The sequence below is a fragment of the Streptomyces abyssalis genome, assembly GCF_001751365.1.
Lineage (GTDB): Bacteria > Actinomycetota > Actinomycetes > Streptomycetales > Streptomycetaceae > Streptomyces > Streptomyces abyssalis.
Map to the genome: position 1 here is coordinate 467,359 of NZ_LJGT01000036.1, position 25,147 is coordinate 492,505.

Sequence of the window (25,147 nt, forward strand, 5' to 3'; positions counted from 1 at the left end):
CGGAGCGGCCCGCGGTCGCCGCCTCAGGCGGTACGGCGGCGGAAGAGCACGACGCTGAGCACGACCGCGACCACGGTGATGCCCGCACACCAGGCGGCCGCCGTCCACGCCGCCGATCCGGCCGGAGTGCCGTGCAGCAGGCCCCGCAGCGTGTCGACGACCGGGGTGACGGGCTGGTTCGCCGCGAAGCTCTGCACCCAGCCCGGCATGGAACCGACCGGCACGAAGCCGTTGCTCGCGTACGGCAGGAACATGATCGCGAAGCTGAATCCGCTGGCGCCCTCCGGCGTCCTGGCCAGCAGCCCGAACACCGCCGCCAGCCACGAGACCGCGAACACGAACATGGCCAGCACACCGGCGATCCCGGTCCACGCGAGCACACCCGCCTGCGACCGGAAGCCGATCAGGAACGCCGTGGCCAGCACCAGCGCCGACGCGCAGCCGCATCGCACCAGGCTCGAGACGACATGCCCCGCCAGCACCGATCCGCCGGACACCCCCATCGAACGGAAGCGGTCGACGATTCCCTCGCTCATATCCCGCGTGACGCTCGTCGCCGTGAGGGCGGAGACGAATCCCGTACACATCAGCAGCACGCCGGGGAGTACGAAGTCGACGTACTGCTCGGTCGGCGTCTCGATCGCGCCGCCGAACAGGTAGACGAACAGCAGCATGATCATGACGGGCAGGATGAGGGAGGTCAGGAACCCGTCGACCTCTCTCAGCGTCAGCCGTACGCTGCGCCTCGACATCGTGAACGTCTCGTGCAGCGGCGCCAGTCGCCGGGCCTCCTCCAAGGGGCGGCCGGCCTCGCGCGTCACCGTCAGCTCAGACATGTGCGGCCTCCTCCGTGTCACCGCGCACCTGACTCTCCGCACCGCTTCCGGACGCGGCGGCCCGCCCGGTCAGCGCGATGAAGACGTCGTCGAGGGTGGCCCCGTGCGTGCTGAAGTACTCGACGGCGTCACGTGAGGGGTCGAACTCGTCGAGCAGGGCCCGTACTTGGGCCGCCGTCCCGTCCGTGGCGACGCTGAGCTTCCGCTCCTCCGCGTCGGCCGCGATCACTCGCGCACCCAGTCCGGCACGCAGCCGCCCGAACGCGGCGCGGTCGGCAGCCGTCAGGTCCAGCCTGTGCCCGCCGGCCTGCTGCTTGAGCTGAGCGGGAGTGCCGTCGGCGACGATCCGGCCTCCGTCGAGCACCGTGACCCGGTCGGCGAGCCGGTCCGCCTCCTCCAGGTACTGCGTGGTCAGCAGAACGGTCACTCCGGACCGTGCGAGGTCCGAGATGACGGACCACATGCTCTGCCTGCTGCGTACGTCGAGACCCGTGGTCGGCTCGTCGAGGAAGATCACCGAGGGTTCGCCGACGAGTCCCGCGGCGATGTCCAGTCTGCGGCGCATGCCGCCGGAGTACGTCCTGACCCTCCGTCCGGCGGCGCGGGAGAGGTCGAACCGCTCCAGCAGTCCGGCGGCGCGCGACTTCGCAGCACGCCGGGGCATCCCGGCCAACTCGGCCATCATGCACAGGTTCTCCATGCCGGTCTGCAGATCGTCGAGCGCCGCGTACTGCCCGGTGAGGCTGATCCTGCGGCGCACCTTGCCGCGCTCCCGCCGGACGTCGTACCCGGCCACGGTCGCCTGCCCGGCGTCCATCGCGCTCAGCGTGGCCAGAATGCGCACCATCGTCGTCTTGCCCGCGCCGTTCGGACCGAGGAGCGCGGCCACGCTGCCGCGCCGCACCGCGAGGTCCACACCGTCGAGAACGCGCAGCGCTCCATAGGACTTCGTCACCCCCACCGCTTCGATCGCCGTGTCGGGCATCGCGCCACCCCCTTCTTCTGCGTATGGAATACGCATTACCTACTGTGTAGGGTATACGCAGAAGAACGGTTGTCAAACGGCTCATGAAGCAGGGCGATGAACGAGAACACCACGACCGGACTGCCCTCCAGCGTCGAGCTGGCCTGGGGCTTCCGGGAGCAGCCCAAGAAGGGGCCCAAGCGTGCGCTGACGCTCGCCGGGGTCGTCGAGGCCGGTGCCGCAGTGGCGGACTCGGAAGGGCTCGGCTCGGTCTCGATGAACAGGGTGGCGGGCGAACTCGGCGTCTCGACCATGTCGCTCTACCGGTACGTCTCCGCCAAGGAGGAGCTCGTCACGCTGATGGCCGACGCGGTGTCCGGCCCGGCGCCCGCGCCCGTGGAGGACGAGAACTGGCGGGCGGGGCTGGTCCGTTGGGGCATGGAGTACGTGGCGGTCGCACGCCGCCATCCGTGGATCGCCGAAGTGCCCGTCAGCGGACCGCCCGTGACGCCCAACTCCGTCAAGTGGATGGAGGCCGGGCTGCGCTGCCTGCGTGCCGCGGGGCTGGGCCCCGGCGAACAGATGGCCGCGCTGCTGCTGATCAGCCAGTACGTGCGCAGCCAGGCGCTGCTGGAGAGCCAGCTGGCCGCCGCGATGTCGGCGTCAGGCGACACCGACGAGACCCTCCTCCCCCGCTACAGCCGGCAGCTCGCGATGCTGACCGGGCGTCAGGAATTCCCCGCGCTGCACGAGGTCCTGGACGCCGGGGTCTTCGACGGGACGGACGAGGACCAGGACGTGGACTTCCGCTTCGGCCTGGAGCGCATCCTGGACGGCATCGAGGTGTACCTCGGGCGGACACCGGACGTGCCGGACGCCGCCTCGGGACCCTGAAACGGCGGCTGCGCCGGCCGGCCCCCAGTCCCTGTCCTTCGGATCTCCGCGGGATCCACGAAGATCCAAACGACAGGCCCTAGTCGAAGACGACCAGCGCACGGCCCCCGCGCCCCGCGAGCATCGCGTCGAAGGCCGCCGGAATGTCCTCCAGGCCGATCCGCTCCGTCACCAGCGCGCCCAGGTCGAGCCGTCCCCGGCGTACGTGCTCGGCGAGCACCGGAAGATCCCGTGCCGGGTCGCAGTTGCCGTAGACGCAGCCGCTGAGGGTGCGGGCGAAGTGGAAGATCTCCAGGGCGGAGAGCCGCACCTGCTCCTCCTTGCCGCCGACGCCGACGACGGTCGTACGGCCGCCGCGCCGCGTGGAGTTCCACGCGGTACGGATGGTCTCGGCGCGGCCGACGCACTCGACGGCGACGTCCGCGCCGAAGCCGCCCGTGAGCTTCCGGATCTCCTTCGCGGTGGTGTCGGAGGCGGTCAGATAACCGGTCGCTCCCGCCCCCCGGGCCAACTCCTCCTTCTCCGGGGAGACGTCGACCGCGATCACCTCTCCCGCTCCGGCCAGCCTCGCCGACTGGATCACGGCCAGGCCGACGCCGCCCACCCCGAAGACGGCCACGGACTCCCCTGCTCGCACGCGGGCGCTGTGGTGCACCGCCCCGTATCCGGTCAGGACCGCGCAGCCCAGCAGGGCGGCGTCCGTGAGCGGCACCCCGGCGGGCAGCGGCAGCACGCAGCGGGACGAGACGACGGTCTCCTCCGCGAAGGCCGCGGAGGAGAGGCCGGGGTAGATGTCCTCGCCCGCGTTCGTGCGCGCGTAGGGGACCGTCGTCCCGGCGTTCGCGTTCACGCACAGCCACGGCTCGGCGAGCGTGCCGCAGAAGTGGCATTCCCCGCAGGAGGGCGCCCAGTTGAGGACGACCTGGTCACCGGGCGCATGCCCCTCGACCCCTTCGCCGACGGCCACGACGGTGCCCGCGCCCTCGTGGCCCAGCACGGCCGGTACGGGCTGGCGCAGCGTGCCGTTGGAGAGCGAGAGGTCGGAGTGGCAGACGCCCGCGGCCGCCAGACGCACCCGGACCTGGCCCGGCCCTGGACCGGGCAGATCGATGCCGGTGACGTCGAGCGGCGTTCCGACGGCGGAGAGTACGGCGGCGCGGACCATGTCGGGCTCCTGGCAAGTGAGTTCCGGCTGAGGAAGTGGTGCTGGGGACTGAACTCCTGAACTCCGTCAGAACTGGAGGGACTTGGTCTGCAGGTACTCCCCCAGTCCGTGCCGGCCCAGCTCCCTGCCGACTCCGGACTGCTTGTACCCCCCGAACGGCGCGAGCGGGTTGAAGCGGCCGCCGTTGATGTCGACCTGCCCCGTCTCCAGCCTGCGGGCGAAGGCGACGGCCTCCTCCTCGTCCTTCGCCCAGACGGCGCCTGCCAGTCCGTAGACGCTGTCGTTCGCGATGCGGACGGCGTCGTCCACGTCCTCGTACTTCAGGATGGACAGCACCGGGCCGAAGATCTCCTCCCGGGCGATGGTCATCCCCGGCGTCACGTCGGCGAAGACGGTCGGGCGTACGTAGCAGCCCTCCTCGTATCCCTCGGGAGCGCCGGGGCCGCCCGCCGCGAGCCTCGCGCCCTCCTCGACGCCCTTGGCGATGAAGCCGGTGACACGTGCGTGCTGCTTGGCGTTGACGACGGGCCCGATCCGCGTCGTCTCCTCCTTGGGATCGCCCGGCACGTACTTCCCGACGGCCTCGGCGGCGATGCGCACCGCCTCGTCGTAGTGCTCGGAGTCGACGAGCATGCGGGTCCAGGCGCTGCAAGTCTGGCCGGAGTTGGCCATGACGTTGGCGACGCCCTTGTTGACGGCCTTGGTCAGATCCGCACCCGGCAGGATGACGTTGGCGGACTTGCCGCCCAGTTCGAGCGCGACGCGTTTGACGGACCCGCCCGCGGCCGAGCCGATCTGCCGTCCGACGGCGGTGGACCCGGTGAAGGAGACCAGGTCGACGCCCTCGTGCGCGGCCAGCGCCTGCCCCGCGACGGGGCCGAAGCCGGTCACGAGATTGAACACACCCGCGGGCAGGCCGGCTTCGTGCACGGCCTCGGCGAACAGCTGGGCCACGAGCGGCGTGTCCTCCGCCGGCTTGAGCACCACGGTGCACCCGGCGGCGAAGGCGGGGGCGGCCTTGGCGACGATCTGATGCAGCGGGTAGTTCCACGGGGTGATCGCGCCGACGACGCCCACCGGCTCGTAAAAGACACGGGAGTTGCCGATCTCCTCCTCGAAGGGGTAGTCGGCCGCCAGCTTCGCGTAGCTTCCGCAGACCGCGACCGGCACACTGGCGTGCACCGCCTGGGAGAAGGCCAGCGGGGAGCCCAGTTCCGCGGTGACGGTCTCGGCGATCTCCTGGTGGCGGGCCTTGAGGACGTCGTGCAACGCGCCCAGCAGCGCCGCGCGTTCGGCGGGCGGGGTCGCGGCCCAGCCGGGGAACGCGGCGCGCGCGGCCCGAACCGCCGCGGCCACGTCGTCCGCACCGCCCGCCGGCACGGTCCCGATGACGGTGCCGTCCGCCGGATTGGTGACTTCGAGCTTCTCCGTGGCCGCCGCCGGCCGCCACGCGCCGTCGATGTACATACCGTCGTGTGCCTGCATGGACCCAAACTAGCGCCGCTAGTTTGAGGTGTCAGTACGGCGGCGGGTGCCGTGGGTCACCCGCGGCCCCGGCACTCCCCGTTGGCGACGGTCGCCGCCCTCCCGCCGCGGTCACCGTCACCGACGCCGTCGCCGTCTGGGTTTGCGTCGCGGTGTCCGTGGGGGTGTCCGTCGGGTGTCCGTCCCGGGGCGCGACGACGTGGCCGCCGCCGCGCCCGTCGCGGTGCCCTGCGGGGTGTGCGTCCCGGTGGCCCGTTTTCCGCCCCGCACCTGCCTCGGACGTACGGGCCCGTACCCGCGCGGCCGTCCCCGCGGCCCCCATCAGCACGACCCCGAGCAGCACGAACGGCGCGGCGGCCCCGCCCGCCCCCGCGAGCAGACCGGCGCCGGCGGGAGCGGCGACCTGGCCGAGCCGGTTGCCGGTCAGCCGCAGCGCCAGCGCCGTCGACCGTGCACTGTGGGGCGCGGCCTGTACGACCGTGCTCATCGTCAGCGGCTGGCCGGCCCCGAGGCAGAACCCGAGCAGCACCAGCGCCGCGGCGAGCGCCCACACCGGAACCGGCACGGCCAGCAGCACGCACAGCGCGCCCGCGGCGAGGCAGCTGAGGACGAGCAGCAACTGCCTGCCCAGCCGGGCCGTCATCCGGGGAAGCACGAGACGCGACAGCACGGACGCCGCGGCCCGCAGGCTGAGCAGCAGACCCACCACGCCCGGTGCGATGCCCCGCTCCTCGCCGACGACCGGCAGATAGGCGGTGAGGACGTCCGTGGTGGAGAGGACGGCGAGGGACGCGAAGATGCCCGCGGGGACTCCGCGGGCCCGCAGGATGCCCAGGACCGGCACCGGCGCGGAGGGAGCGGACGGTGCGGAGGGCGCGGACCGAGCTCCGCCGTCCGCGCGGTCACTGCCGTGGGTGCGCCGGGCGGCACGGCCCTCGATGCGCCACAGCGTCGCGTACGAGCAGAGCGTCAGCACCCCGGAGCCGAACAGGGCGATGGCGCTGCCGTGTTCACCCGGTCCTGGCCCGCCGGCGGACGCGCCCGCGCCCGCCCCGCCCACGAGCAGGCCGGACAGCAGGGGCCCGATGAGCTGGCCCATGGAGCCGCCGACGGTGAAGTGCCCGAAGTTGCGGTCGTACTCGTCCGGGCCGCTCTGCCGCGCCACGAGCGACTGCGCGCCGATCATGAACACCAGGTGCCCGAGACCCAGCAGGGTGCTCCACGCGGCGAGGAGGACGAGGGAGGGCGCCGTGGCCGCCAGCGCACATCCGGCGGCTATGACGGCGGCCCCGACGGGCAGCAGCGGAGCGCACCGCCGCGTGTCGGTGCGCCGCCCGAGCGGCACGGCGACGACCAGCGGCAGCAGCGCGAAGGCCGCGGTGATGACGCCGACGGCACGGGGACCGGCGCCGAGTTCCAGCGCGTGGTAGGACACGGCGGGCCGCGCCATGCTCACCGCGCCCTGCAGGAAGGTGAAGGAGACGATCAGGCGCAGCAGCCAGCGGCGCGGCGGCACGGGGGACGGCTCCTGGGGCGGAGGCGCAGGAGTCACCCGGAACCCGGAACGGCTGCGGCTCCGGCAGCGGCGTCAGCAGCGTCAGAGTCCCCGGCCGCTGCGGAACCGCCCGCCGCCCCAGGACCGCCAGCTCCGGCAGGCGCCACCCGCACAGGGAATCCGTTGAGCACCGCGGTCCCTGAGAGCGGGTCCAGCAGCTTTCCGTCCAGGAGCTGGTTGACGTTGACGCCGGGGTCCCCTGCGGCGACCCGCATCCGCGTACCCGGCCGGTCGTGGCCCCAGCCGTGCGGCAGGCTGACCACGCCCGTGCGCACCGCGTCGGTCACCTCGACCGGTGCCGTCACCTCTCCCCCGTCGCCGGTGACGCGTGCACCGGCGCCGTCGGCGAGGCCGAGCCGTGTGGCGTCGTCGGGGTGGACCTGGAGGGTGCAGCGGTTCGTGCCGCCGCGCAGGGCGGGGACGTTGTGCATCCAGCTGTTGTTGGAGCGCAGATGGCGCCGCCCCACGAGCACGAGGCTCTCGCCCGAGGTGCGCCGCCGCAGCGCCGCCCGCAGCCGCGGCACGTCCTCACGGACGGGCTCCGGGCAGAGCTCGACGGTGCCCGAGCGGGTGCGCAGCAGCTCCGGCAGCCTCGGGCGCAGGGGCCCCAGGTCGATGCCGTGCGGGTTCTCCAGGAGCCTGTCCAGGCTGAGCCCTTCCGGGTCGGTACCGAAGCCCTCTCCGTACGGGCCCAGGCGCAGCATCATGTCCAGGCGCCGCTCGACTCCGTCCCGTCCGGTCAGCTGCCGCGCGAGCTCTTCCGGGTCCTTGCCGTGCACGGGCGAGTCCGGGTCGGCGGCGGCCTTGCCGAGCGTACGGGCGATCACGGCGTCGTCGACGGTGTGCGCCGGGGCGTCGGGGGTGCCGGCGAGGCAGAGCAGCAGCCGCGCCATGATCTCCGACTCGTCCGGCTCTCCCTCCTCACGTGCGACGACGGCGCGGGTGTAGCGCACCTGGTTGTGTACGGGCAGCGCGTTGAAGGCGAAGTCGAAGTGCGGGGTGCGGCTGGGCCTGGCCGGCGGCAGCACGACGTCCGCGTGGCGGGTGGTCTCGTTGAGGTACGGGTCGAGGCTGACCATGAACTCCAGCCCGGCGAGGGCCGCTTCCAGGCCTTCGCCGTCGGGTGCGGAGAGCACGGGATTGCCGGCGAGGGTTATCAGGGCCCGTACCCGGCCCTCGCCGGGAGTGGTGATCTCCTCGGCGAGGGCGACGACCGGGAGTTCCCTCTTCGCCTCGGGGTGCCCGCTGACCCTGCTGTGCCAGCGTCCCAGCTCGAATCCCCTGCCCGCCGCGGCTCCGGCTCCGGCCGGGCGCGGCCGCCGTGCGGTGGCGGAGAGCGGGAACATGGAGCCGCCGGGCCGGTCGAGATTGCCGGTCAGCGCGCTGAGGACGTCCACGAGCCAGTTGGTGAGGGTGCCGAACTCGACGGTGGAGGAGCCGACTCGGCCGTAGACGGCGGCGCGCGGTGCGGCGGCCAGCTCGCGCGCGAGGGCGCGGATGTCCTCCGCGGGGACGTCGCAGGCGTCCTCGACGGCTTCCGGCGTGAACTCCCGGGCCAGCTCCCGTACTTCGCCGACGCCGCTCAGGTGCTCGCCGAGCTCCCCCGTGTCGGTGAGCCCTTCGTCGAAGAGCACCTGCACCATCGCCATCAGCAGCAGCGCGTCGCTGCCCGGCCGGATCGGCACATGCCGGTCGGCGAGCTTCGCGGTGCGCGTACGGCGCGGGTCGACGACGGTGATGCGGCCCCCGCGGCGGCGCAGCCGCTTCAGCCTGCCGGGGAAGTCCGGGACGGTGGCGAGCGATCCGTTGGACTCGACGGGGTTGGCGCCCAGGATCAGCAGATGGTCGGTGCGGTCGATGTCGGGCACGGGTATGGCCTGCGGATCGCCGTAGAGCAACCCGCACGAGACGTGCTTGGGCATCTGGTCGAGGGTGCTGGCCGTGTAGAAGTTGCGGGTGCGCAGCGCGCCGAGGAGCTGCGGCGGGTAGAGGGCGCCGGCCATGGTGTGCACATTGGGGTTGCCGAGATAGACCGCGACGGCGTCGGCCACGCCGTCCGCCAGCACGGGGCCGAGTCCGGCGGCGACCGCCGCGAACGCCTCGTCCCAGCCGGTCTCCTTCAGCTGACCGTCCGCGTCGCGCACCAGCGGGCGGGTCAGTCTGTCGGGATCGGCGTCGAGTTCGCCGAACGACGCGCCCTTCGGGCAGACGAAGCCGTGGCTGAAGACGTCGTCGCGGTCACCGCGTGCCCTGGTGATCCGTCCGTCCTCGACGGTGACGGTGAGACCGCATGTCGCCTCGCACAGCGGGCAGATGCGCAGCCCGGTGCCGGTCTCCTCAGGGGTGCGGGCGCCGTCGCGGACGGCTCCTGCGGACGTGTCGGGCGTACCGGTCGCGGTCATCGCGCTCCCTCGGACCGTGCTGTGTCACTCCGTGCCGTGAACTGTAGGCCCTGGAAGCGGGACTTCGCCCGCGAGGCCGGTGAACGTGACACGGGTTACGGGCACGACCCGGCGCGTCCGGGCCCGGTCCGCGCTCTGCGGAGTCCGCGGGAGAGCGCGCCCCGGCGCGCGCGGCCGCCGCGGTCCGGCCTCATTGACGCGGGCACCCCTTATTCCTATGGTCATGTACAGGAATTCAGGGGGATACATGAGCGGCGGGAGCATCCGATGACCCTCGGCACCGGTGCCGGCAGCGGCAGGGCGGACCAGGAGCAGGCACGCAAGACGGCGCAGGGGCTCAGCCACCTCTCCGGCTTCGGCAACCAGCACAGCAGCGAAGCGGTGCCCGGCGCGCTCCCCGTGGGCCGGAACTCCCCGCAGCGCGCCCCGCTCGGCCTGTACGCGGAGCAGCTCAGCGGCACCGCCTTCACCGAGCCGCGCGCACACAACCGCCGGTCCTGGCTCTACCGCATCCGCCCCTCGGCCGCCCATCCCCGCTTCCGGCGCACCGGCAACGGGAGCCTGCGCAGCGCGCCCTTCACCGAGGCGGAGCCCGACCCGAACCGGATGCGCTGGAACCCGCTGCCGGACCCGCCGCAGGGCACCGACTTCGTCGACGGGCTGTGGACGCTGGGCGGCAACGGCGACGCGGCACAGCGCAGCGGAATGGCCGTGCACCTCTACGCCGCCGGCGCCTCCATGACCGACCGCGTCTTCTGCGACTCCGACGGGGAACTGCTGATCCTCCCGGAGCGCGGCGGGCTGCTGCTGCACACCGAGTTCGGGCTGCTGAGAGCGGAGCCCGGGCACATGGCGCTGATCCCGCGCGGGGTGCGCTTCCGCGTCGTACTGCTGGAGGAGCAGGCGCGCGGCTACATCTGCGAGAACTACGGACAGCCCTTCACACTGCCCGAGTTGGGCCCGATCGGCGCCAACGGCCTCGCCAACCCACGGGACTTCATGGCTCCCGTCGCCGCCTACGAGGAGGACGGCGCGGACCGGCCGGTGGAGGTGGTCAACAAGTTCTGCGGCAACCTCTGGACGGCCCGCTACGACCACTCGCCGCTGGACGTCGTCGCCTGGCACGGCAACCACGTCCCGTACGTCTACGACCTGCGCCGCTTCAACGTGATGGGCACCATCAGCTACGACCACCCGGACCCGTCGATCTTCACCGTGCTCACCTCGCCGTCCGACACCCCGGGGCTTGCCGCTGTGGACTTCGTGGTGTTCGCGCCACGGTGGCTGGTCGGTGAGGACACCTTCCGCCCGCCGTACTTCCACCGGAACGTGATGAGCGAGTACATGGGCCTCATCGAGGGCGCCTACGACGCGAAGGCGGAGGGCTTCGTGCCCGGCGGCGGCTCCCTGCACAACATGATGTCCGCGCACGGACCGGACCGGGACACCTTCGAGCGGGCGAGCTCGGCCGAGCTGGAACCGCAGAAGATCGACGACGGCCTGGCCTTCATGTTCGAGACGCGCTGGCCGGTGATCGCCACCGCACAGGCGCTGGAGGCTTCCCATCTGCAGTCCGGGTACGACGACGTGTGGCAGGGTCTCCAGCGCCAGTTCCGGCCGTAGGTGGGGGTGTTCCCGTGTCCGTCTTCGCTCCCGACTCGCTGGAGCTCAACCGCAAGCTGCCGCTGTGGTATCAGGTCTCGCAGTCGCTGCGTGCCTCGATACTCGGCCGTACGCCGCAGGCACCCCTGCGGCTGCCGACGGAGGAACGTCTCGCCGAGCACTACGGGGTGAGCGTGCTGACCATGCGGCAGGCGCTGAAGGAGCTGGAGGCGGAAGGGCTGATCTCCCGGCACCGCAGGCGCGGCACCTTCATCGAACCCGACGCGTGCAGGGCGAGGCCGGTACGGCTGCTGGGCTCGGTCGACACGATCGTGGCCCAGCAGTCGGGCGACCTCACGACGCTGCTGGGGCACGGGCCGGCCGCGCTGCCGCCCGAGCTGGCCGAGCACTTCCCCGGAGTCACGGAGGCCACGGCGTACCGTCGGCTGCGCCGCGACCGGGACAGCGGCGAGGCGACCAACTGGGCGGAGAACTTCATCCATCCCCGCGTCGCCCCGCGCATCGACCCCGCCGACCTGGAGCGCGGCTGGCCGATGACGAAGGTGCTGCGCGACGGTGTCGGCGTCCGGATCAGCCGGATCACCGACACCGTCGAGGCACGGCTGGCCGACCCGGAGACGGCGAAGCTGCTGGACGTGCCGCTGCTCAGCCCGATCCTGCACTACACGGGCGTGACGTACGACGAGAACGGGCAGGCCGTGGACGTCGCGCTGATCCACTACCGCGGTGACCGTTTCTCCTTCTCGGTGACCGTCCAGGCCGACTGAGCGCGGCGGAAGGGCAGTTGGCCTCCCCGCCCGTGGCATGCCGCCGGCGCCGGTGACACGCGCCCCTGACGGCTGTGGGTGCCCCCTCGTAGCATCGAGCGGTGAGCGACGACGGCACCGGCAACCAGGACGCACATCCCGGCGACGCGCCTCTGCTCGACGAGGTGATGCCCTGGTCCGTCGCGCCGCTGCGCCTGGGCCGCGGATGGGTCGCGGGGCCGGACGCCGCGTCGCTGCGCGCCCGTTGGAACGCGCTGATCCGCACCGGCGACGAGACCGCGCGTTCGGCCCTGTTCGCCCCCAGCCGCTCCCGTACGCTGCGCAGCGCCGTCGCGCCGCTGCCCGGGATGCCGGCGCACGACGGGCGACTGGCGCGGGAGCACGGGGGCTGCCCGGAGCCGGTCCCGGTCCTGCACGGTCCCTACGACCACCAGTGGCTGATCCCGGACCACCGGCTCATCGACGCGGCGCGCCCGCAGCTGTGGCGGGTGAGCGACGCGTATCAGACGCACCTGGTGGAGACCGCGCACGACCAGCGGCATCCCGGGCCGCTCTTCACCTTCACGGCTCTGCTGCCGGACGGGCGGACGCACGCGGGACGGCCGGGTCGCATCCGCCCGCTGTACCGGCGCCCCGGCGGCCGTGAACCCAACCTCCTCCCCGGCCTGTTGGAGCATCTCGCCGGCCGGCTGGGTGTGCCCGTGACGCCGCAGGACGTGCTCGCGTGGACCGCCGCCGCGGCCCGGCCGGGGCCCGGCGGGCGGGCGGTGCCGCTCACTTCGGATCCGGAGCTGTGGCGGAGCGGAGTGGCGCTGGGCAGCCGCATCATCCGGCTGCACACGCGGGGCGCACGGTTCGCCGGCGTGGACGGCGGCGGGCGCCCGCGGCTGCCCGGCGGCCGACGCCCGTATGTGCGGGCCCCGTTGCCCACCGCGGCGCCGCCGCCCGAGGAGCTCGTACACGACGCGGAGGAGCGGACGCTGCATGTCGGGGACGGACGAGTGTCGCCGGTGGCGCGGGCGGCCTGGGAGTTCGAGGCGGGCGGCGGGCGCGTGCTGGAGGCCTGGTTCGCCGAGCGTGCGGCGCCGCCGCCCGAAGCAGCGGGGACCCTCGCGGCCGTACGGCCCCGGAGCTGGCCGCAGGAGTGGACGTCGGAGCTGCTGGAGCTGATCACGGTGCTGACGCTGCTGGACGGACTCCGCCCGGAACAACGGGACTTGGCGCGGGCGCTGGAATCCGGCACGGCGTCCGGCGGGGGAATCGGCCGGACGGGGCTCGACCGCGCCGGGCTGCTTCCGGTGCCGCCGCGCTCCCGCCGCCCGGCGTCGGTCCTCGACGTACCGGAGGAGGGCCCGGACGGCCAACTCGCACTGCTCTAGCGGGAGTCGGGACCTGAGCGGGGCCGTCGCGGGACCGCCCGTACGCGGACGGGGCAGCCACGGAGCCCGGCACACACGACCGTGGGGCGGCGGCCGGCGAACCGGCCACCGCCCCGAGGTCCAGGGATGGGGTCTCCCCGGGCCGAAGGCGCAGGGGAACTGTCTGCGGAAGGAAGCTCAGCCGCGACCGCCGAAGAGCGTGCGGCGCAGTTTGCGCAGCGGCGCGAACAGCGAGACGCGCGTGCCCCGGACTCCCGTCCGGCTCCGCGCGGCATCTCGCCGGGTGATCTCACGCATCAGCGAAGTCGCTTCTTCCGTCTCACCCTGCGGCACGGCGGGGCCGGCGAGCACAGCCAGATGCCGGTCCAGGCGCGAACTCGTCGCGCCCGTACCGCATTTGATCGCAGGCACTCGCGCCCTGCCGCTCATTGTTATCTGTTCCATGACTCTCCCCACCCGTACGAGGGCACGAGGCCCGGGCACAGCAACCCTAACGCCCGACTGCTCCACCCGTGTATCCCGGTCACAGGATTCACCTGCCCCACAGGCGCGTTGACGAACATCCGGGACGCCCTGTGATACGTATCCGTGTCCCGCCCCACGGGCGGAAACGTGCGTGCGCCGGGGCACTCGATGCCGGATCATGTGAGCCATGTCAGCACAGCCCCGCAAGCCGGCCGCCACCGACAGGAGTGAGATTCTGACCTCTCCGACCCGTCCGGAGCACGCGATTACTCCGTACCTGACCATCGACGACACCGACTCGCCGTCCGACGTCATCGACGCCCTCTTCCTGGGCCGCTTCACCAACGGGGAGCAGCCCTACTCGCGCAGTCGCTCCGTCGACCGGGTCAAGAAGGGCCGCACACTGCTGCCTTCGGAGGCGACGGTGCTGCGCGAGGCGCGGGACGACAGCCGCAGCACGGTGCTTGCCGAGGGCGAGGGCTGGACGGCTCTGGTCTCACGCTGGACGCACGGCGCGGACGTCACGGTGACGGCGGTCAGCGGCGAACTCGCCCAGAAGCGCCTGGACGAGGCGGTCAAGGACGCGGAGGACGAGCCGGAGCGCCAGTCCGACAAGGTCTCCATGGGCTTCTGGTACCACTCGCCCATGCGCGGCCCGCGCCGCACCACGCGTGCCATCACCGCGGGCACCTGGCAGGAGGTGCGTCCCAACTACACGGCGCGGGTGGCCGGCGCCATGGACGGGCTGATGAAGGTCACCCCGGACGAGATCTCCGGGCGGCTGCTGCTGCTCCACGGTCCGCCGGGCACGGGCAAGACCTCGGCTCTCCGCACGCTCGCCCGTTCGTGGCGCGACTGGTGCCAGGTGGACTGCGTCCTCGATCCGGAGCATCTGTTCAACAACATCGGCTATCTGATGGACATCGCCATCGGCGCCGACGACGGCGACTCCGACGACCGGCGCTGGCGGCTCCTTCTCCTGGAGGACTGCGACGAGTTGATCCGCGGCGAGGCGAAGCATGCCGCGGGCCAGGCGCTCTCCCGGCTGCTCAATCTGACGGACGGTCTGCTCGGCCAGGGCCGCAACGTGCTGGTGGGTGTCACCACGAACGAGGACCTGGAGCGGCTGCACCCCGCGGTTGTACGGCCGGGCAGATGCCTGGCCCGTATCGAGGTCGGCGCGCTCAGCCGCTCCGAGGCGGTGGGCTGGCTCGGTTCGGAGGAGGGCGTGGGCCGCGGAGGCGCAACCCTGGCCGAGCTGTTCGCGCTCCGCAAGGGCACCTCACCGGCCGCGGTTCCCGCGCAGAACGACCGCGAGGGCTCCGGCCTCTACCTCTGAGGCGGGGTGCGCGCGCCCCGGCGTGAGTGTGACGGCACATCAAGTGCGGCGGCACCACGCCGGTGCCCGCACCTGATAAAGGGTCGAACGATGCGGCTCTGCGCTGCCAGAATCACGCCATGGTCGATAACGTCGCTGAACTCGCTGAGCGCACCGCACGCGGTGAGCGCTTCAAGTACCTCTACTTCTGGGGCCATCGGCCACGGCGGGACGGCGGCATCGGCAAGGGCTGCCTGAGCCAGTGGTGGCATGCGCCCTTCGAGGCGGAAGGCGTCGAGTACGCCACGGCCGAACACTGGATGATGGCCCGCAAGGCCCGTCTGTTCGGGGACGAGGATGCGGAGCGGCGCGCGGTCGCCGCCCGTGGCCCCAAGCAGGCGAAGGCCGCGGGCCGCTCGGTGCGCGGCTTCGACCAGGCCGTGTGGGAGCGCGAACGCTTCGCCATCGTGGTCGAGGGCAGCCTGCGGAAGTTCGAGCACCACGGCGAGCTGCGCGAGTTCCTGCTCGGCACCAACAGCCGCGTGCTGGTGGAGGCGAGCCCGCTGGACCGGGTGTGGGGAGTCGGCCTCGCCGCGGACGACGAGCGGGTGCGTCACCCCTCCCAGTGGCGCGGGCAGAACCTGCTGGGGTTCGCGCTGATGGAGGCCCGCACGAGGCTGCTCACGCGGACGGGCACACCGACGTAGCGGGGAGCCGGGCGGGACCGGCCGCCTCCCCGCATCCCGCACGCCCGTCAGCCCTCGACGCCCGTCATCCCCGCGTCGCCCGTCATCCGTACACCGCGCGCAGCGCGTCCTCGACCGCGGCACGCGCCGCTTCGCGGTCCAGGCCCAGCCTCTTCGCCCGGTGCGCGTAGGACTGCGCCGCCTCGGACGCCTCTCTGGCCGCGGCGTCGCCCGCCGCCGCCACGAAGGTGCCGTGCCGCCCCCTGGTCTCGATGACTCCGTCCGACTCCAGCGCCCGGTAGGCCTTGGCGACGGTGTTCGCCGCGAGCCCCAGCTCGCCCGCCAGCCCGCGCACCGTCGGCAGCTTGTAGCCGGTGGGCAGATCCCCGCCGCGCGCGCGGGCGGCGATCTGGGCGCGGAGCTGCTCGTACGGGGCTTCCGGCGCGGCAGCGTCGATGGTGATCTGCAACGGCACGTGTTCTCCGGTCTGTTCGCGGTTTCTCTTGTGAAGTCGGGGACGCGCGCGCGGATACGCGTGTGCGGTGCCGATTCTCCCTCAGGGCAGGAAAAATCAGAGGCGGCGCCACAGAACGCCGCGTAGCGTGCCGGGTCATGACGCCGAAGGTCACTGTCGAAGCCTTCCACCCGCGTGACGCCGGAGCAGTGGCCGAGGTGAGGCGCGCGGCCGTTCCGTATCTGGTGTGCACGGCCGAATCGGTGGCCTGGGAGGCCGAGTCCGGGCCCGTCTCGGGGCGTACCCGCTGGCTGGTCGCGAGGGATTCCGGCGGCCGTGTCGTGGGCTGCGCGGACACGGGTCTGCTCATCAGCAGCTCCGAGCCGGGGCACGGCTATCTGCACACGGCTGTGCGCCCGGACGCCAGAGGGCTGGGCGCGGGTGCCGCGCTGGCGGCCGAGGGGGAGGCATATCTGTCCGGGCTGGGAGCGGACCGCGCCTGGACGTGGGTCCCGGACGACGGCAACTCCCCCGGTTTCGCCGAACACAGGGGCTACGTACGCGGCCGGCGCGCCTGCTTCCTGGGGCTGGACCTCGCACGGGCCCCTCTTCCCGCTCTGCCCGAGCCGCTGCCCGAGGGCGTCGAGCTCCGCACGGCGTGGGATTTCGCCGGCGACCGGCGTCCGCTGTACGAGGCCGACTTGGAGTGCACCGCGGACGAACCCGGCGACGTACGGCACGGGTTCGTGCCGTACGAGGACTGGCTGCGGCTGAACTGGGACCGCCCGGACATCGACCACCGCCTCACCTCGGTCGTGCTGGTCGGCGGTGAGGTGGCCTCGTACTCCGTGGCTCAGACGGACGGGCGCGAGCGCTACTGGTCGGGAATGACCGGCACCCGGCGCGCCTACCGCGGCCGCGGCCTCGCCCGGCTGGCGAAGCTCGACTCGCTGCGCCGTTCCCGCTCCGAGGGCCGCACACGGGCCTTCACCGGCAACGACGCGACGAACGCGCCGATGCTGGCTCTCAACCGGAGCCTCGGCTATGTGCACGCGGCAACCGAGTGGCGCTATTCCAAGGCGCTGTGAGCGGACGCCGGACCGGAGTCCCCACGTCTCGGCTCAACAGCACCGGCGCCCCGGCTCAGAGCGCCGAACGGTTGCCCGTGTCGACGGGCCGGCTGGTGGCGGCACCCTCGCGTGCGTGCCGCTGCACCTGCTCCGCGGTGAGCGCGTAGCCGGTGTCCGAGTCGCTCGTGGAGCGGGCGAAGATCACTCCGAGGACCTTCCCGTCCTTCGTCAGCAGCGGTCCGCCGGAGTTGCCGGGGCGGACGGTGGAGCGGATGGCGTAGATGTCCCGGGTGCTGAGTTCCTGGCCGTAGATGTCCTGTCCGCGCGCCTCGACGCGCTGGGCGACCGCCGCGGCACGAAGATCGAGGCTGCCGTTCTCCGGATAGCCGGCCACGACGCCGGGCGCTCCGCGGGACGCGTTGCCCGCGAAGTCCAGGGCGGGTGCCTCCAGACCGGGCACGGCGAGCACGGCGACGTCGGTCTTGGGGTCGAAGTGCACGACCTTCGCCTCGTAGCGGGGGCCGACGCCGCCGACGCGTACGGTCGGGTCGTCCACGCCGGCGACCACGTGCGCGTTGGTCATCACACGCTGATTCGTGTAGACGAACCCGCTGCCTTCCTGGCCTCGGGCGCTTCCGTCGACGTCCGCCACGCCCTCGACCTTGACCGAGCTGCGCTTGGCGGCCTCGGTGGCGGCCGGGGTGACCGAGTCGCCGGACGGCTTCGCGACGGAGGTGCCGGGTTCGTGCTCGAAGGGGTTGAAGACCGGCGGGAAGCCCGCTGTCGTGAGCGCTCCCGTGGCGTCGGCGAACCAGGTGGCGGCCTGGTCGGGCATGCGGTCCTGGACGGTGCCGAGCACCTGGGAGCCGCGGATCGTCTCGTTCAGAGTGGGTGAGGGCGACACGGACAGGGCGCTCGCCGCGACCCAGCCGACCACCAGCACCGCGATCGCGTTGACGGCCACTCCGCCCGCGCCGTCCGCCCAGCGCACAGGGGTCCAGCTCAGCGCGTCACGCAGCCGCCACCCCAGCGGGGCGGCCACGGCCTGGCCCAGCGCCGCCGGTACGAGCACGGTGAGAAGCGCCACAATGGTGGCCTCCGTGGTGCCGGGATGCACCTTGTCCAGCACGAACGGCAGCGCCCACACGCCGACCACCGCGCCGCCGACGAAGCCGGCCAGGGAGACGAACCCCGCGACGAGACCTCGCTGATAGCCGGAAACGGAGAAGACCAGCACTGCGAGCAGCAACAGCACATCCAGCAGGTTCACCGCACACCCCTTCTCGCCCCACTCGGGTTACTCATCGTGCTCACGTTGCGGCCCTGTCCTCCGATTGTGCCTCGGCCGTCCTCCGCATCTGCCCCTGGTCGCAGAACACACGCGAAACCGAGCAGGGTTGGTTCCGTATCACGTACGCGGCACGCACGGTATGCAGCTGTATGCACCCATTTGCACGGGCGTGCGCAGGCGTGCCGGTGCCGCAGACGTCGTGGCGTGCTCTTGAACCAGGGGAGCCACTACGGCCGGGCGCAGGCTCGTGCCGCTGCGCGACGAGGGGTGTGTCGTCCTCGCGCAGCGGCGGGCACCTGTCACCGCCGGCACGATGCGTGCCGGAACGCACCGGCGAGCGGTGAAGTCCCGGCTGCCGGACGGCGGTTCAGTCCGTGCAGCCGGGAGTCGGGACGGTCAGCGCGGAGCCGCCCAGGTGTGAGCGACGTCGATGACGATGCGGTCGCTCAGTTCGAGGACGCGGAAGGGCAGCCGGGCCCTGACCCCGAGGCCGAGCTGGGTCGTTCCCTCGTAACTGGCGCCGAAGCGGGCGTCGCGGAAGGTCTTGTAACCCTTGAGGTTCACACCCGGCAGCGACTTGCCGCCCCGGCCCGGATACGTCGCCTCGTAGGTCTCCGGGTCGTAACTGGGCGCCGACGCGACGATCTCCAGGATCGCGCCTCCGTTGATCTTGATGTGGTTGCCGGAGCCGTCCTGGTAGAACTTGTCGACGTACCGGACCTGGTAGGAAGCGGGATTCGCGGGCATGCCGGGACGGATGTCGAGAACCATGCGGTCGTAGCAGTCGTGCCGCCCGGTCCGTACATCGGTGAGCGAGCGGTCACCCGTGCCCGTGCCGGTCTTCGGCAGGCTTCCCCAGGTGACGCCGCAACTCGCGGCGGCAGCCGAGGTCTGCGAAGCAGCCGCGGTGGTTCCGGGCCCGGCGGCGGTGGCCACCGACATGGTGGTCAGGAGCCCCGCACTGGTGAGCACTGCGATGACGAGCAGCCTGGTGTGTCGCATTGGAGGCCCCCTTGTGGCGCAATTGCTGTGGCAAGAGGCTAGACACATGAAACCGTGCTGGAGTTGTACAGACACGTACACAACAGAATCGAAGCGGTAAAACGGACGCACGGCACACATCGATGCGCCCCGGGGTACGCGCCTGAGCCCCCGCTTACCACGGCCTTAACGCCACCATAAAGATGGGCAGTTGGGGCCTTCGGACGTCGAACGGGCAGTTGAGCGCGGCTAGCGTGCTGCACACCGCATCGGCCCGGCCCGCCTGGCACCACCGGGGCGCGCGGGGCAGGCGGCACCCGTACGCCCCCCACTTCCAGGAGCCCCAAGATGTCCGCTCGTCGCACGGTCGCACGCATATCAGCTCTCGGAGCCGTGCCCATCGCGCTCTCCATGGCCCTCGCGGTTCCGGCCGTCGCACACGGTTCGATGACCGACCCCGTCAGCCGTGTCTCCGCCTGCTTCGCGGAGGGACCGGAGAACCCGAAGTCCGCGGCCTGCAAGGCGGCCGTGAAGGCAGGCGGGACCCAGGCCCTCTACGACTGGAACGAGGTCAACATCCCGGACGCGGCGGGCAAGCACGAGCAGATCATCCCGGACGGAAAGCTGTGCAGCGCGGGGCGCGCCAAGTACAAGGGCCTCGACCTGCCGCGCAAGGACTGGCCGTCGTCGAAGATGACCGCGGGCGAGCACTCCTTCTCGTACAAGGCGACGGCCCCGCACAAGGGCAGCTTCGAGCTGTACATCACGAAGACCGGCTACGACCCGTCGGAACCGCTGAAGTGGTCGGACCTGGAGTCCAAGCCGTTCGCCAAGGTCAAGGACCCCAAGCTGGAGGGCGGCGAGTACAAGTTCAAGGGTGAGGTGCCCAAGAGGAGCGGCCGCCACCTGATCTACAGCATCTGGCAGCGCTCCGACAGCCCCGAGGCCTTCTACACCTGCTCCGACGTCACCTTCGGCGGCGGCAAGACCGCCGCCTCCGGGAGCGGGTCGCAGTCCTCGCCGCAGGCAGGCCCGGAAGCGCCGAGCGACTCGCAGATCGCCGCCGGCGCCCCGAAGTCGACCGTGGAACACGACGGACGCGGCAACCCGTCGGCCGGGGAGCACGGCGCCCACGGTTCGCACGCCGGCACCAAGAGCGCCGAGGGCGGGCACTCATCGCACAACGCCCCCGAGGTGAAGAGCTCCGGACAGGGCGACCGCCTCGCCCGGACCGGCGGCGACGACACGACGACGAACATCGCCCTCGCCGGAGCAGGCGTCCTCGTCGTCGGCGCGGCACTGGTCTGCGTCGGTGCCCGCCGCCGTGACCTCGGCCGTCGCAGCAGCAGCTGACGATGCACATGGGATGCTGCTACGAGCAGGACCGGGACGAGACCTGCGTGGCCTGCGGGGAAGGTGAGGCAGGGTGGAGCATGCGGAGCCGCCGGCGGCGACGCGGGAAGTCACTTCGGAGGCCGAGCTGCGAGAGCTGCTCGGCGACCGCGCCCCGCGCGCGCCGCGGAAGGTCCGGAGCACGCTGCACCCGCTGGACAGGGAGTGGCCTGCACACTCGCCGCTGTCTCTGATCGCCGCATCGGTGGGAGCCGGAGGCGCTCCCGGGGCGGGCGAGTCCGTCCAAGGCGCTGGAACGCCTGGACGCCCCGCCGGAGTTGCCGGAGAGCGCTACGGGCCCGCGTACGCGGAGAAGCGCTGCCAGTGGTGATGTGACACGCACCGGGGCCGTGCCGCCGTCCTCGAACGGCGGCACGGCCCAGTGTTCGTGTGCCTGTTCGCGTCCTGCTCTGCCGCTATGAACTGCAGGTCGTCGGCTCGGCGTTGGCGGGGTCGAGGGCGTTGGCCGTCTCGTGGAACGCCAGCTTGTCGAAGAGGCCGATCGCCAGGTGTTCGGAGATGTCGGCAGGGCACAGATCCTGGAGCACGACGTTGTTGACGTCGGGCCCCTCGAGGAACTGCGACTTGTAGGGCGTCACGATCTCGTCGTACTTCGTCGCGATGACCGTGTACTTCACGCCGGGCAGGGTGTCGCCGCCCTCGTTGAGGCGGGCCATGAACTCCGAGCCCCGCTTCTGCTGCATCAGCGACGGCGCGAGCCCGTCGATGACGTCACCGAGCGGCGGCAGCAGGTCGACGAGCTTGGTGAGCCCGCTCAGCGTGGTGCCGTGGTTGCTCGGCGCGATGCCGACAAGTGCGTTCACCTTGTCGGCGCCGCCGAGGAACTTCATGTAGTAGCGGGGCATCATGCCGCCCTGCGAATGACCGACGATGTCGACCTTGTTGGTGTCGCTCGCCTCCAGGACCTTGTCGACGAAGGTGCCGAGCTGGGCGGCGGAGTCCTCCATGGGGCCGAGACCATAGAGCAGCGGAACGCCGTTGTACTGGCCGTAGTCGAGGGAGAAGACGCAGTAGCCGCGCTTCTTCAAGTAGGGCGCCAGACCGAGCCAGTTGGACACCGCGTTGCCGCCCGTTCCGTGCACGAGCACGACGGGGCGCGGGTGTTCCTTGGAGGGCTTGCAGTCGTAGTCGTTCCAGCCGCCCTCCGACGACGAGGCCGGAGCCGCCGGCTTGCGGGCCGATTTGTCGGCCAGCAGGGCCTGTCCGGCGGCTCTTTCCTCGGACGACGGGTCCGAAGTGCCCTTCGAGTCCGGCGAGTCCGCCGTGGAGGAACCGGACGCTGAAGATCCGGGCTCGGAGGTCTCGGACGCCGAGGCGCCCGACGCCGTGAGTGGGAGCGCCGTCATGACGATCGCGGCCGCGGCGGCGATGGCGGGGGTGGCGGGGTGCTTCCAGGACAGTTTCACTGCCGTCTCCTCGTGGGGGTGAGGGGGACGTTGATTCCTGTGGCGCCTCGTGGGGTCTGCGTGACAGGTGTTGTGTGGGGGGTGATGTGGGGGTGTGGGGGGTGGTGCACAAGTGACGGTGAAGGTGAGGCAGGCCACATTGACGAAGCCACGTCAATTAACGCAGCGGTAACTTTGGAGTGCCATAAGCGGGACTGTGAAGATTCGGTGACCGTCCCGGCGCCGTGTAGGCTGCCGCGGCGGCACGAAGTCACGAGCGGGAGGAAGTCCGGTGATTTTGAAGATCACCACCCGCAACGCCCGCTTCCAGCAGTGGCAGTCGCTGCTGTCCAACCGGAACAAGCGGCAGCGCGCAGGGGAGTTCCTCGTCCAGGGAGTCCGTCCCATCACGGTCGCCGTCGAACGCGGCTGGCCCGTACGGGCGTTGATCCACTCCACCCGGAAGCCGCTGTCCCGCTGGGCGGAGAACCTGGTGCGTGAGGTGCCGGCGGAGCGGATCGCGATGGCTCCCGAACTCCTCGCCGAGCTGGGCGGCAAGGACGAGACCGCCCCCGAGGTCGTGGCGGTGCTCGGGATGCCCGAGGACGATCTGTCCCGCATCGGCGTGGACGACGGCTTCCTCGGCGTGCTCTTCGACCGTCCCGCCGGCCCCGGCAACATCGGCACGGTCATCCGCTCCGCGGACGCCTTCGGCGCCGGGGGCGTGATCGTGACCGGTCACGCCGCCGACGTCTACGACCCCAAGTCGGTGCGGGCCAGCACCGGTTCGCTCTTCGCACTTCCGGCCGTACGCGTGCCCTCCCGGCGGGAGGTCGTGGAATGGCTGGAGGAGCAGCGGGCTCACGGGCTGCCGGTCGCGGTCGTCGGTACGGACGAGAAGGGCGACACGGACCTCTTCGACTGCGATCTGACCGGGCCCGTACTGCTGCTCGTCGGGAACGAGACCGCGGGCCTGAGCGCGGGCTGGCGAGAGGTGTGCGATCACACGGTGCGCATCCCGATGGCCGGCTCCGCGAGCTCGCTCAACGCGGCCGGCGCCGCGACCGCCGTGCTGTACGAGGTCTCGCGGCAGCGCATCGCCGCCGCACGCCGGAGCTGACCCCGGCGCCCGCCGCGCTCCGTACGGAGACTCGGGCCAGGCCGGCCGGTTCCGCGGGTCCGCTGCGGAATGGCCGGTGTGCCGGGGTGGTTGCTCACATCATGACCCGACGTCCCGGACCTCGCGTCCTGTCCGAAGAGGCACTTTCCGAGCTGCTGGGCGCCCGGCACTTCAGCGTCCTCGCCACCGGCAGGCGCAGCGGCCACCCGCATCTGACCACCATGGTGCACAGCTGGGACCCCGAGGCCCGCATCGTGCGCTTCTTCACCACCGCCGGCCGCGTGAAGGTGAGGCACCTGCGGCGCGACCCGCGTGCGGCCGTGCACGTGCAGGGCGGCGACGTGTGGACCTTCGCCGTCGCCGAGGGCGAGGCGGAGGTCTCCGAGATCACGACCGTGCCCGGTGACGCCATCGGTCTGGAGGTGCTGGCGATGCTTCCGGAGTCGATGAGGCCCGCGGACGAACGCGCCTTCCTGGAGCAGCTGGTGGACGAACGCCGGGTGGTCATCCGTCTGAGAGTGGACCGCATGTACGGAACGGCGCTCGACGTCGACGGCTGACATGCTCCGCACCGTGAACCCAGGCGCCCTGACCGGGTACTGCCGGTTGTCATGTCACTCCGCCGACATCCGGCGCGGACTCGGTAGCCCGGCGCCGGTCAGGTCCCGGCGAGGCCGACCCGTGCGCCGATGTCGTCGCGGTGGGCTGCGCCGAGGACGGCGTCAAGCAGCCCTGGGAAGCGGGCATCGAGGTCGTCGCGGCGCAGCTCGACGAAGCATCGGGTGCCTTCCTGCCGGGTGCGGGTGACACCGGCGTCACGGAGCACACGCAGGTGATAGCTGAGGGTGGACTTGGCCACCGGCGCGCGCAGTTCGCTCCATCCGTGTTCGCGGTCGTCGGCGAGTACACGCAGGAGGCCGACCCGGACGGGGTCGTTGAGCGCCCCCATCACGCCGGTGAGGGTGATCTCGCTCGGAGTGGGGTGCCACGCCTGTTTCATGTGATCATGGTACATTGTTCGATGTTTCACGAACGTAGAACAATGAGGGGCCGATGACCATCGAATCTCCCGCAGACCTCGCCGGCCGCGTCGTCATCGTCACGGGCGCCGGATCCGGCATCGGCCGTGCCGCAGCCCGCGCCTTCGCTCACGCCGGCGCCCGTGTGCTGGGCGTCGGCCGCCGCATGGACGCCCTCGAGGAGACCGCCGCCGACTCCGCCGCGATCGCCTCCCACTCGGCCGACCTGAGCGACCCGGCGGCACCCGGGGAAGCGGTCGGCGCCGCGCTCGACCGCTGGGGACAACTGGACGTTCTGGTCAACAACGCGGGAGCCACCAAGCTCATGCTGCTGGCCGACACCACCGCCGAGGGCGTCACCTCACTGTTCGGCCTCAACGTCGTCGCACCCAGCCTGCTGGCACATGCGGCGCTCCCGCATCTGCGTCAGAGCCGGGGCTCGATCGTCAACGTCTCCAGCACCTACGGCCACCGGCCGCTGCCGGGCGCCGCCCACTACGCGGCCTCCAAGGCCGCACTCGAACAGCTCACCCGCAGCTGGGCGGTGGAGCTCGCGGCCGACGGCATCCGCGTCAACGCCCTCGCTCCCGGCCCGACCGAAAGCCAGGCCCTGGCCGCCTCCGGACTTTCCGGGACGACCATCGAACAGATCAAGCAGGAAGAAGCCGCGCGGATTCCCCTCGGCCGTCGCGGCGATCCCGACGAGGTCGCCGACTGGATCCTGCGCCTGGCCGATCCAGCCGCCACCACCTGGCTCACCGGGCAGATCCTCACCGTCGACGGCGGCCTGGAACTGACCTGACGGTCCTCGGCATCCCGGGAGACCGCCTGATGAGCCACGTCCCACCGGCAGTCCCTGCGCTCACGACGGCACG

General features: G+C 71.8%; 23 protein-coding genes. 11 read left to right on the plus strand and 12 right to left on the minus strand.

The features are described 5' to 3' along the window. Positions 1 to 23: 23 nt before the first annotated feature. Positions 24 to 770, minus strand: a complete 747-nt coding sequence (locus tag AN215_RS02945; protein ID WP_070012537.1) for an ABC transporter permease — start codon at positions 768 to 770, stop codon at positions 24 to 26. 58 nt (positions 771 to 828) lie between these two features. After that, entirely contained in the window at positions 829 to 1,821 is a 993-nt protein-coding gene (locus tag AN215_RS02950) for an ATP-binding cassette domain-containing protein (protein ID WP_070012335.1), read from the minus strand. Between the two features lie 96 nt (positions 1,822 to 1,917). Between AN215_RS02950 and AN215_RS02955 the strand changes: the two genes are divergently transcribed. Further along, positions 1,918 to 2,694: a TetR/AcrR family transcriptional regulator gene (locus AN215_RS02955; RefSeq protein ID WP_070012334.1), complete on the plus strand. Its 777-nt coding sequence runs from the start codon at positions 1,918 to 1,920 to the stop codon at positions 2,692 to 2,694. A gap of 79 nt (positions 2,695 to 2,773) precedes the next feature. Here the strand turns inward: AN215_RS02955 and AN215_RS02960 are convergent, their stop codons facing one another. The 4 genes from AN215_RS02960 to AN215_RS02975 all read right to left on the minus strand — a co-directional run bounded on the left by AN215_RS02960 (position 2,774) and on the right by AN215_RS02975 (position 9,301). Next, complete coding sequence (locus tag AN215_RS02960) at positions 2,774 to 3,859, minus strand: zinc-binding dehydrogenase (protein WP_070012333.1); 1,086 nt, start codon at positions 3,857 to 3,859, stop codon at positions 2,774 to 2,776. A gap of 66 nt (positions 3,860 to 3,925) precedes the next feature. Next, positions 3,926 to 5,344 (minus strand): aldehyde dehydrogenase family protein, encoded by a 1,419-nt coding sequence (locus AN215_RS02965; RefSeq protein ID WP_070012332.1) that lies wholly within the window; start codon positions 5,342 to 5,344, stop codon positions 3,926 to 3,928. A 31-nt stretch (positions 5,345 to 5,375) separates the two neighbouring features. Continuing rightward, entirely contained in the window at positions 5,376 to 6,794 is a 1,419-nt protein-coding gene (locus tag AN215_RS02970) for an MFS transporter (protein WP_079122646.1), read from the minus strand. A gap of 98 nt (positions 6,795 to 6,892) precedes the next feature. Further along, on the minus strand, positions 6,893 to 9,301 hold the full coding sequence (locus tag AN215_RS02975) for a molybdopterin oxidoreductase family protein (RefSeq protein ID WP_079122627.1): 2,409 nt from the start codon (positions 9,299 to 9,301) through the stop codon (positions 6,893 to 6,895). Positions 9,302 to 9,568: 267 nt separating this feature from the next. On the opposite strand from AN215_RS02975, the gene hmgA reads away from it, so the two are divergent. From hmgA to AN215_RS02990, 3 genes are all read left to right on the plus strand, one after another. Next, positions 9,569 to 10,924 (plus strand): homogentisate 1,2-dioxygenase, encoded by a 1,356-nt coding sequence (hmgA, locus tag AN215_RS02980; protein ID WP_070012330.1) that lies wholly within the window; start codon positions 9,569 to 9,571, stop codon positions 10,922 to 10,924. Positions 10,925 to 10,938: 14 nt separating this feature from the next. Next, positions 10,939 to 11,691: a GntR family transcriptional regulator gene (locus AN215_RS02985; protein WP_070012329.1), complete on the plus strand. Its 753-nt coding sequence runs from the start codon at positions 10,939 to 10,941 to the stop codon at positions 11,689 to 11,691. Positions 11,692 to 11,858: 167 nt separating this feature from the next. After that, positions 11,859 to 13,070, plus strand: coding sequence for a type ISP restriction/modification enzyme (locus tag AN215_RS02990; protein WP_171904114.1), 1,212 nt, complete (start codon positions 11,859 to 11,861; stop codon positions 13,068 to 13,070). 177 nt (positions 13,071 to 13,247) lie between these two features. On the opposite strand, the gene AN215_RS02995 is transcribed toward AN215_RS02990, so the two are convergent. After that, positions 13,248 to 13,514 (minus strand): hypothetical protein, encoded by a 267-nt coding sequence (locus tag AN215_RS02995; protein WP_070012327.1) that lies wholly within the window; start codon positions 13,512 to 13,514, stop codon positions 13,248 to 13,250. A gap of 208 nt (positions 13,515 to 13,722) precedes the next feature. Between AN215_RS02995 and AN215_RS03000 the strand changes: the two genes are divergently transcribed. Both AN215_RS03000 and ybiA read left to right on the plus strand, forming a co-directional pair. After that, positions 13,723 to 14,874: a DUF5925 domain-containing protein gene (locus tag AN215_RS03000; RefSeq protein WP_079122628.1), complete on the plus strand. Its 1,152-nt coding sequence runs from the start codon at positions 13,723 to 13,725 to the stop codon at positions 14,872 to 14,874. Positions 14,875 to 14,993: 119 nt separating this feature from the next. Next, entirely contained in the window at positions 14,994 to 15,560 is a 567-nt protein-coding gene (gene ybiA, locus AN215_RS03005; protein ID WP_070012326.1) for a riboflavin biosynthesis intermediates N-glycosidase, read from the plus strand. Between the two features lie 82 nt (positions 15,561 to 15,642). On the opposite strand, the gene AN215_RS03010 is transcribed toward ybiA, so the two are convergent. Further along, a complete protein-coding gene (locus AN215_RS03010) occupies positions 15,643 to 16,014 on the minus strand; it encodes a GntR family transcriptional regulator (RefSeq protein WP_070012325.1) in 372 nt (123 codons plus the stop codon). 137 nt (positions 16,015 to 16,151) lie between these two features. Here AN215_RS03010 and AN215_RS03015 point away from each other — a divergent pair, with 137 nt between their 5' ends. Continuing rightward, positions 16,152 to 17,081 (plus strand): GNAT family N-acetyltransferase, encoded by a 930-nt coding sequence (locus AN215_RS03015; RefSeq protein WP_070012324.1) that lies wholly within the window; start codon positions 16,152 to 16,154, stop codon positions 17,079 to 17,081. Between the two features lie 55 nt (positions 17,082 to 17,136). On the opposite strand, the gene AN215_RS03020 is transcribed toward AN215_RS03015, so the two are convergent. Further along, positions 17,137 to 18,333 (minus strand): MarP family serine protease, encoded by a 1,197-nt coding sequence (locus AN215_RS03020; RefSeq protein ID WP_070012323.1) that lies wholly within the window; start codon positions 18,331 to 18,333, stop codon positions 17,137 to 17,139. 417 nt (positions 18,334 to 18,750) lie between these two features. After that, positions 18,751 to 19,356, minus strand: coding sequence for an AMIN-like domain-containing (lipo)protein (locus tag AN215_RS03025; protein ID WP_245694168.1), 606 nt, complete (start codon positions 19,354 to 19,356; stop codon positions 18,751 to 18,753). 327 nt (positions 19,357 to 19,683) lie between these two features. Here AN215_RS03025 and AN215_RS03030 point away from each other — a divergent pair, with 327 nt between their 5' ends. Then, complete coding sequence (locus AN215_RS03030; protein WP_070012322.1) at positions 19,684 to 20,688, plus strand: lytic polysaccharide monooxygenase auxiliary activity family 9 protein; 1,005 nt, start codon at positions 19,684 to 19,686, stop codon at positions 20,686 to 20,688. Positions 20,689 to 21,143: 455 nt separating this feature from the next. On the opposite strand, the gene AN215_RS03035 is transcribed toward AN215_RS03030, so the two are convergent. After that, the gene (locus AN215_RS03035) at positions 21,144 to 22,154 is read right to left on the minus strand and encodes an esterase/lipase family protein (protein ID WP_245694170.1); all 1,011 of its coding nucleotides are present in this window, start codon (positions 22,152 to 22,154) and stop codon (positions 21,144 to 21,146) included. 271 nt (positions 22,155 to 22,425) lie between these two features. Between AN215_RS03035 and AN215_RS03040 the strand changes: the two genes are divergently transcribed. Both AN215_RS03040 and AN215_RS03045 read left to right on the plus strand, forming a co-directional pair. Beyond that, positions 22,426 to 23,253 (plus strand): RNA methyltransferase, encoded by an 828-nt coding sequence (locus tag AN215_RS03040; RefSeq protein WP_070012321.1) that lies wholly within the window; start codon positions 22,426 to 22,428, stop codon positions 23,251 to 23,253. 101 nt (positions 23,254 to 23,354) lie between these two features. After that, a complete protein-coding gene (locus AN215_RS03045; protein WP_070012320.1) occupies positions 23,355 to 23,813 on the plus strand; it encodes a pyridoxamine 5'-phosphate oxidase family protein in 459 nt (152 codons plus the stop codon). A gap of 98 nt (positions 23,814 to 23,911) precedes the next feature. Here the strand turns inward: AN215_RS03045 and AN215_RS03050 are convergent, their stop codons facing one another. Beyond that, positions 23,912 to 24,253, minus strand: a complete 342-nt coding sequence (locus AN215_RS03050) for an ArsR/SmtB family transcription factor (protein WP_070012319.1) — start codon at positions 24,251 to 24,253, stop codon at positions 23,912 to 23,914. 53 nt (positions 24,254 to 24,306) lie between these two features. Here AN215_RS03050 and AN215_RS03055 point away from each other — a divergent pair, with 53 nt between their 5' ends. After that, positions 24,307 to 25,074, plus strand: a complete 768-nt coding sequence (locus AN215_RS03055) for an SDR family NAD(P)-dependent oxidoreductase (protein WP_070012318.1) — start codon at positions 24,307 to 24,309, stop codon at positions 25,072 to 25,074. The last annotated feature ends 73 nt before the right edge of the window (positions 25,075 to 25,147 follow it).